Below are 7,178 nucleotides of genomic sequence, written 5' to 3'. Positions count from 1 at the left end.
CAGCAGGGTGCCGTAGTCCGCAATGCCCTCTTCCTTCGTCGCGCCGTCGCGCAGCGTCGAGGTGAGCTGGAACGAGCCGTGGGCGACGACGAAGCCGCAATCGGCCGAGGTGCCCTCGCGAAACAGCGTCTGCCCCTCGACCAGCCGCCGGCGTTCGGCGCCGAAGGCCATCAGCCGCAGCTTGTCGTCGGCAAGGCCGGTGAACAGCGGCACGCGGGCGAGAAGGGCGATGTCGTCGCTGAGAGCCACGATGGGTTCTTTCCTGATTTATTACGGTACGATCTTGTAGCCGCCGTTCTCTGTCACGAGAATCTCGGCATTGGAAGGGTCGCGCTCGATCTTCTGGCGCAGGCGATAGACATGGGTTTCCAGCGTGTGGGTCGTCACGCCGGAATTGTAGCCCCAGACCTCTTCCAAGAGCACGTCGCGCGTCACCACCTTCTGGTCGGCGCGGTAGAGATATCGGATGATCGCCGCTTCCTTTTCCGTCAGCCGGATCTTCTGGCCGTTTTCCAGCGTCAGGAGCTTCTGGCCGGGCTTGAACGTATAGGGGCCGACGGTGAAGGTCGCGTCCTCGCTGCTCTCGTGCTGGCGCAGCTGGGCGCGGATGCGGGCGAGCAGCACGGCGAAGCGGAACGGCTTCGTCACATAGTCGTTGGCGCCGGCTTCGAGGCCGAGGATCGTATCCGAATCGGTGTCGTGGCCGGTCAGCATGATGATCGGCGCCTTGAAACCGCCCTTGCGCAACAGCTTCACCGCCTCGCGGCCATCCATGTCGGGCAGGCCGACATCCATGATGAGCAGATCGATCTGGTTGGCGCGCGCCGTCTGGATGCCCTTGCCGGCGGTCGTTTCCTCCAGCGTCGTGAATTCCTCGTAGAGCGAAAGCTGCTCGACGAGCGTCTCGCGAAGGTCGTTGTCGTCGTCGACAAGAAGGATCGTGCGGGATGTCATGCGTTTCCTCTCGGCATTTCTGAGCAAAGTAAGGGAGTTAGGGCCAAAATTCAAATGGAAGGGATGGCCTTCGCGGCCTATGGTCGGCCTAGCCAGTCGAATTGCGGCATGGCGGGACTATGGCGGGGACGAATGCGGCGGATCACATCTCCTAAACAATCCGTGAAGACCATTCTGGTGCGGCCGGCACCGGGCCAAAAGACCCGCGCCATCGTGCAGGTCGGGCCGCTGCGCATTCCCGCCGCCATCGGCCGCTCGGGCCGAACCAGCCGCAAGCGCGAGGGCGACGGCGCAACCCCGATCGCCGCCATGAAAGTGCTCTCCGGCTTCCTGCGCGGCGACCGGCTCGGCCAGCCGAAGACGGCGCTGCCGCTCAAGCGCAGCCATCCATCGATGCTGTGGTGCGATGCGTCCGGTCACCCCAGCTACAACAGGCTGGTGCGTGCGCCCTTCGTGCCGAGCCATGAGGAGATGCAGCGCAAGGACGAGCTCTATGATCTCTGCCTCGTGCTCGACTGGAACGTGACGTCGCGCCGGCGCAACGCCGGCTCGGCGGTCTTCTTCCATCTCATCCGCCCTGGTTACGAGCCGACGGCCGGCTGCGTGGCGGTCTCCCGGCCGGACATGCTGCGCATCCTGCCGCATATGCGTCGCGGTACGGTCGTGCGCGTACTCTAAGTTTCTGCCGGCACGGCGCTGAAATGGCGGCGGCCGCGACCTATATGCAGCCTCGCCTTTCCCAAAACCCGTCCGGGTTCATCCCTTTTCATGGAGACATTCTCATGAGCGATCAGCCGACACTTCTCTTTCATGACGGCAACAGCATTCCCCAGGTCGGTCTCGGCGTGTGGCAGACCCCCAACGATACGGCCGTGACGGCGGTCAAGGCAGCACTTGGCGCCGGCTATCGCCACATCGATACCGCTGCGATCTACGAGAACGAAGAAGGGGTCGGCGAGGGTATCCGCGCTTCCGGTGTGGCGCGTCCGGAAATCTTTCTCACCACCAAGCTCTGGAACTCCGAGCAGGGCTACGATTCGACCCTGAAGGCCTTCGATGCCAGCCTGAAGCGCCTCGGCACCGACTATGTCGATCTCTACCTCATCCACTGGCCGGCGCCGAAGCGCGACCAGTTCGTCGATACCTGGAAGGCCTTCATCCAGTTGCAGAAGGATGGCCGCGCCCGCTCCATCGGCGTCTCCAATTTCTATCCCGAGCACCTGCAGCGGCTGATCGACGAGACCGGCATTACGCCCGTCATCAACCAGATCGAGCTGCATCCGGATTTTCCGCAGAAGGACGCCCGCAGCTATCACGACAAGCACCGGATCGTCACACAGTCCTGGAGCCCGCTCGGTCAGGGTCAGCTGCTGGAAAACCCTGTCGTCGCCAAGGTCGCCGCCAAGCACGGCCGCACGCCGGCGCAGGTCATCACCCGCTGGCACATCGACAACGGCCTCGTCGTGATCCCGAAATCGGTGACGCCGTCGCGCATCGAGGAGAATTTCAAGGTCTTCGATTTCAAGCTGGATACCGAGGACATGGCGACCTTCGCCACGCTCGAAAAGGACGGCAAGCGCATCGGCCCGGATCCGGTGACGGCGACGTTCTGATTGGCTTATAAGGGAAATCGCCGCGCCGGCTGATGGTCGGCGCGGCGACGGGCATGCCTTTACTGCGCCTTGCCGTCTTCCGACTGCTCTATCGAATGGCGCATGATCAGCGGCATCTGGGCGAGCGTGAAGAGGATGGTGATGGGCATGGTGCCCCAGACCTTGAAGGCGACCCAGAAATCCGTCGAGAAGTTTCGCCAGACCACCTCGTTCATCACGGCAAGCACCAGGAAGAACAGGCCCCAGCGCAGCGTCAGCTTGCGCCAGCCGTCGTCATCGAGCTTGAAGGCGGCGTGGAAGACGTAGCCGAGCAGGGATTTGCCGAAGACGAGGCCGCCGAGCAGGATAAAGCCGAACAGCGAATTGACGATGGTCGGCTTCATCTTGATGAAGGTGTCGTTCTGCAGCCAGAGCGTCAGCGCGCCGAAGACGAAGACGACGATGCCCGAAATCAGCGGCATGATCGGCAAGGTGCGGGTCAGCACCCAGGACACGATGAGCGCCAGCGCGGTCGCGGCCATGAAGAGGCCGGTGGCGATGAAGATCGGGCCGCCCATTTCCGCGAGGACCGGGAACTGCGCCGCCAGCCATTCGCCGCGCGAATTGGCGAAGAAGAACACGACGAGCGGGCCGAGCTCCAGCACCATCTTGAGGAGCGGGCTGACCTTCTCCTCGGTTTTGGCCGGCGTTTCCAGCGAAACCTTGCTCATGCTCCAACTCCCGCGATCGCTTCCGCGAAATCCTTGGCCTCGAAGGGTTCGAGATCGTCGATCCCTTCGCCGACACCGATGAAATAGACCGGCAGCTTGTGTTTGGCGGCAATGGCCACAAGGATGCCGCCACGGGCCGTACCGTCCAATTTTGTCATGATCAGGCCCGTGACGCCCGCGACGTTGCGGAAAATCTCGACCTGGTTCATGGCGTTCTGGCCGGTGGTGGCGTCGAGCGTCTGGAGGACCGTGTGTGGCGCGTCGGGGTCGAGCTTGCCGAGCACGCGCACGATCTTTTCCAGTTCCGCCATCAGCTCCGTCTTGTTCTGCAGGCGGCCTGCGGTGTCGATGATCAGGACGTCGCTCTTCTTTTCGCGCGCCCGCTCATAGGCCTCATAGGCGAGGCCGGCGGCATCGGCGCCGAGTTTCGAGGAGACGATCTCGGAGCCGGTGCGCTCCGCCCAGATCTTCAATTGCTCTATCGCTGCCGCGCGAAATGTGTCGCCGGCGGCCATCATGACCTTCAGGCCTGCGCCGGAAAGTTTGGCGGCGAGCTTGCCGATGGTCGTCGTCTTGCCGGTGCCGTTGACGCCGACGACGAGGATGACATGCGGCTTGTGATTGAGGTCGAGCGCCAGCGGCTTGGCGACCGGCGAGAGGACCTTGGTGATCTCGCTTGCCATGATTCGCGAGACGTCGGTGCCGGTGACGTCCTTGCCGTAGCGTTCGGAGGCGAGCGTATCGGTGATGCGCAATGCCGTCTCGACGCCGAGATCGGCCTGGATCAGCAGGTCCTCGAGGTCCTGCAAGGTTTCGTCGTCAAGCTTGCGCTTGGTAAAGAGGCTGGTGATCTGGCCGGTGAGCTGCGAGGAGGTGCGCGACAGGCCCTCGCGCAGGCGCTGGAACCAGGTGCGCTTCGGCTGCGGCGCGGCAACCACCTCGGCCGGTTTGTCTTCGGCGCTCGCAAAGCCTTTGGGCAAAGCCTTCGGCTCGAGGCGGGCGACCTCTTCGAGAACGGGGTCTTCGAATTCGGCCGGCTTCGTCTCTTCCGCTGGCGCTGGGTCTTCGATTTCGACGGCTGCTTCCGGTTCTTCCTCGACTATAATTTCTACCGTCGCGACTGGTTCTTCCTCGGCGGGGGCGTCTTCAGCCTCGCCGATATCATCGGCCGGTCCGCCTGCCGTTTCCACCTCCGCTGGCACAACCGGGTCTTCGGCAAGCGGCAGCGCGGGGGTATGCGGCAGGGGATAGATATCCGGCTCCGGCTCATCGGGTACGTGGCTTGCCGCCTCGGGATTGGCCGCTTCGGCTTCCTCCAGCAGGGCGTCGCGCTCTTCGATAGCGACGGCCTCCTCGACGACCTGTTCGGGGGCGGCCTCTTCCACCTGTGGCGCCGCGACGACCGTCTCGGCCTCTGGCTTCTGCTCAGGGGCGGTGTCTTTTCCGAACGTAAAAATCTTCTTGATGAAGCCGAGGGCCATGATTGTATCCGCTGGTTATGCGAGAAGGCGGGTTTCGGGCCGCATCGTCAGGTGCTTGCCATTGTGGCCGGTGATGGTGACCGGCACAAGGTCGCGCGGCTTCAGGCCGGCGGCATCGACGAGCGTGAAATTTTCGGTGTGGGCGAGGCCGTTGTTCTCGACGAGGATCATTTCGTGTTTGCCGATCATGGAAACGAGATGGGCCTCGAGCAGCCGTTTTCCAGTCTCGCGCAACCGGCCCGCACGTTCCTTGACGAGCGCCCGGTCGAGCTGCGGCATGCGGGCGGCGGGCGTGCCGGGGCGCGGGCTGTAGGGAAAGACGTGCAGATGGGCGATACCGCAGTCCTCCGCCAGCCTTGCGGCATTGGCGAACATGTCCTCCGTCTCCGTCGGGAAACCGGCGATCATGTCGGCGCCGAAGCTTGCATCCGGCCGCAGAGCGCGCACGCGGCCGCAAAAGGCGCGGGCATCGGCGGCGGAGTGGCGGCGCTTCATGCGCTTGAGGATCATGTCATCACCATGCTGGAGGGAGAGATGCAGATGCGGCATGAAACGCGGCTCGTCGGCGATGAGGTCCCAGAGATGCGCATCCGCCTCGATGCTGTCGATAGAGGAAAGGCGCAGGCGCTGGATTTCCGGCACCTGCTTGAGAAGTGTCTTGGCAAGCTGGCCGAGGCTCGGCTTGCCGGGCAGGTCGGCGCCGTAGCTCGTGGCGTCGACACCGGTCAGCACGATCTCGCAATAGCCGCTTTCGGCCAGCTTTCGCGCCTGGTCGACGACGGCACCCATCGGCACGGAGCGGGAATTGCCGCGGCCATAGGGGATGATGCAGAAGGTGCAGCGGTGGTCGCAGCCGTTCTGCACCTGCACGAAGGCTCGCACATGGCCGTCGATCAGCCTAACCATCTGCGGCGCGGTCTCGCGCACGCTCATGATGTCGTTGACGCGAAGCTTCTCTTCCGCCGAGACGCCGAAATCCGGCAGCGCCCGGTAGGAAGCGCTTTTTAGCTTCTCCTCGTTGCCGAGCACGACGTCCACTTCCGGCATTTCGGCGAAGGTGTGCTTTTCCGTCTGCGCGGCGCAGCCGGTGACGATGATGCGGGCATGGGGATTGTCCCGGCGTGCGCGGCGGATCGCCTGTCGCGCCTGGCGCACGGCCTCGCCGGTCACGGCGCAGGTATTGACCAGCACGGCATTGTTCAGCCCCGCCTTCTCGGCCTCGGCGCGCATCACTTCCGATTCGTAGGTGTTGAGCCGACAGCCGAAGGTTATGACCTCGACGCCGCTCAAAGGGCGGCCGCCCCGGCGTCATCGTCGCGACGGAAGGTGCCGGTGACGGGATCGAGCGTGCCCGACCATTCCCATTCGGCAGGTCCCGTCATGACGACATGGTCGTCGTCGCGCCATTCGATGGTCAGCTTGCCGCGGTTCGGGCTGCTGGCGACCGTGATCTCGACCTTGCGGCCGGTGCGGCCGGTGCGGGCGCCGGAAACGCCGGCAGAACAGGCGGCGGAACCGCAGGCGAGCGTCAGGCCCGCGCCGCGCTCCCAGGTGCGCGTCGTCATCGACGTCGGCGAGGTGACCTGCGCCAGCGTGATATTGGCCTTTTCCGGGAACATCGGGTGGTTTTCGAGCAGCGGGCCGAAACGGTCGAGATCGAAGGTCATCGGGTCGCGGTCGACCCAGAAGATCGCATGCGGATTTCCCATCGACATGGCCGAGGGCGAATGCAGGATCGGCGCGTCGATCGGGCCGATCTGCAACTCGATGCGGCTCGTATCGTAGAATTCCTCGGCGAGGGGGATGCGGTTCCATTCGAAGACCGGCCTGCCCATGTCGACGGAAACAGTGCCGTCTTCATGTTCCACGGCGTTCAGGATGCCGGCGACGGTCTGGAAGGTGAAGACCTTGCGGCCGGTTTCGCTGGCCAGCGCCTGCACGACGCAGCGCGTGCCGTTGCCGCAGGCCTGCGCCTTGGTGCCGTCGCAGTTGAGGATATCGATGAAGGCATCGGTGCCGTCGACCTTCGGGTCATGGATCGCCATGATCTGGTCGAAGCGGGTGGCGGGATCGGCATTGAGCGCAATCGCCGCGGCCGGGGTCACGGTATTCGTGCGGCCGCGCATGTCCACGACCAGGATCATGTTTCCCAGCCCGTTCATGCGGGCGAATTGTACGTCTGCGGCCATGTCGGATATTCCGGCAAGGATTCGGATGCGAGTCCTTGCTTCTGGAGTCTTTGGTATCTCGCGCGTATATGGCGCAAGCGGCTTGAAAATACCAGATGCAACCCTCGGAGTCTTCGAATCCTTGGCGCGCAGGACTCCAATCCTTGACTTTGCGGGCCCGATGGGATTTAAGCCGCGCATCTGCGACAAGTACGAATGCTTGAAGCCGCCGACCGGGACCCGTCAAAGGTA

At 63.8% G+C, this 7,178-nt stretch carries 8 protein-coding genes; 2 read left to right on the top strand and 6 right to left on the bottom strand.

Features of this window, described 5'->3' with window-relative positions; all coding sequences use genetic code 11:
• A partial coding sequence (locus tag ACOZKU_RS06060) for a cyclic nucleotide-binding domain-containing protein (RefSeq protein ID WP_421578091.1) occupies window positions 1–249 on the bottom strand: 249 nt, incomplete at its 3' end.
• 21 nt (window positions 250–270) lie between these two features.
• Window positions 271–954 carry a response regulator transcription factor gene (locus ACOZKU_RS06055; RefSeq protein ID WP_298101148.1) on the bottom strand — a complete coding sequence of 228 codons (684 nt, stop codon included), beginning with the start codon at window positions 952–954 and terminating at the stop codon, window positions 271–273.
• Window positions 955–1,086: 132 nt separating this feature from the next.
• Between ACOZKU_RS06055 and ACOZKU_RS06050 the strand changes: the two genes are divergently transcribed.
• Window positions 1,087–1,632, top strand: coding sequence for a L,D-transpeptidase family protein (locus ACOZKU_RS06050; RefSeq protein ID WP_421578090.1), 546 nt, complete (start codon window positions 1,087–1,089; stop codon window positions 1,630–1,632).
• Window positions 1,633–1,736: 104 nt separating this feature from the next.
• Window positions 1,737–2,567 (top strand): aldo/keto reductase, encoded by an 831-nt coding sequence (locus ACOZKU_RS06045; RefSeq protein ID WP_421578089.1) that lies wholly within the window; start codon window positions 1,737–1,739, stop codon window positions 2,565–2,567.
• A 59-nt stretch (window positions 2,568–2,626) separates the two neighbouring features.
• Here the strand turns inward: ACOZKU_RS06045 and ACOZKU_RS06040 are convergent, their stop codons facing one another.
• The 4 genes from ACOZKU_RS06040 to dapF are packed head-to-tail and all read right to left on the bottom strand — an operon-like array spanning window position 2,627 to window position 6,947.
• Entirely contained in the window at window positions 2,627–3,277 is a 651-nt protein-coding gene (locus tag ACOZKU_RS06040) for a septation protein A (protein ID WP_421578088.1), read from the bottom strand.
• Window positions 3,274–4,758 (bottom strand): signal recognition particle-docking protein FtsY, encoded by a 1,485-nt coding sequence (gene ftsY / locus ACOZKU_RS06035; RefSeq protein WP_421578087.1) that lies wholly within the window; start codon window positions 4,756–4,758, stop codon window positions 3,274–3,276. Before ftsY ends, ACOZKU_RS06040 begins: the two co-directional genes overlap by 4 nt.
• Before the next feature lie 15 nt (window positions 4,759–4,773).
• On the bottom strand, window positions 4,774–6,048 hold the full coding sequence (gene mtaB, locus ACOZKU_RS06030) for a tRNA (N(6)-L-threonylcarbamoyladenosine(37)-C(2))-methylthiotransferase MtaB (protein WP_421578086.1): 1,275 nt from the start codon (window positions 6,046–6,048) through the stop codon (window positions 4,774–4,776).
• Window positions 6,045–6,947: a diaminopimelate epimerase gene (gene dapF / locus ACOZKU_RS06025; RefSeq protein WP_421578085.1), complete on the bottom strand. Its 903-nt coding sequence runs from the start codon at window positions 6,945–6,947 to the stop codon at window positions 6,045–6,047. Before dapF ends, mtaB begins: the two co-directional genes overlap by 4 nt.
• Window positions 6,948–7,178 lie beyond the last annotated feature (231 nt).

Source organism: Shinella sp. M31 (genome assembly GCF_049199205.1).
Taxonomy (GTDB): Bacteria; Pseudomonadota; Alphaproteobacteria; order Rhizobiales; family Rhizobiaceae; genus Shinella.
This window is presented reverse-complemented; position numbering and strand designations above follow the sequence as displayed.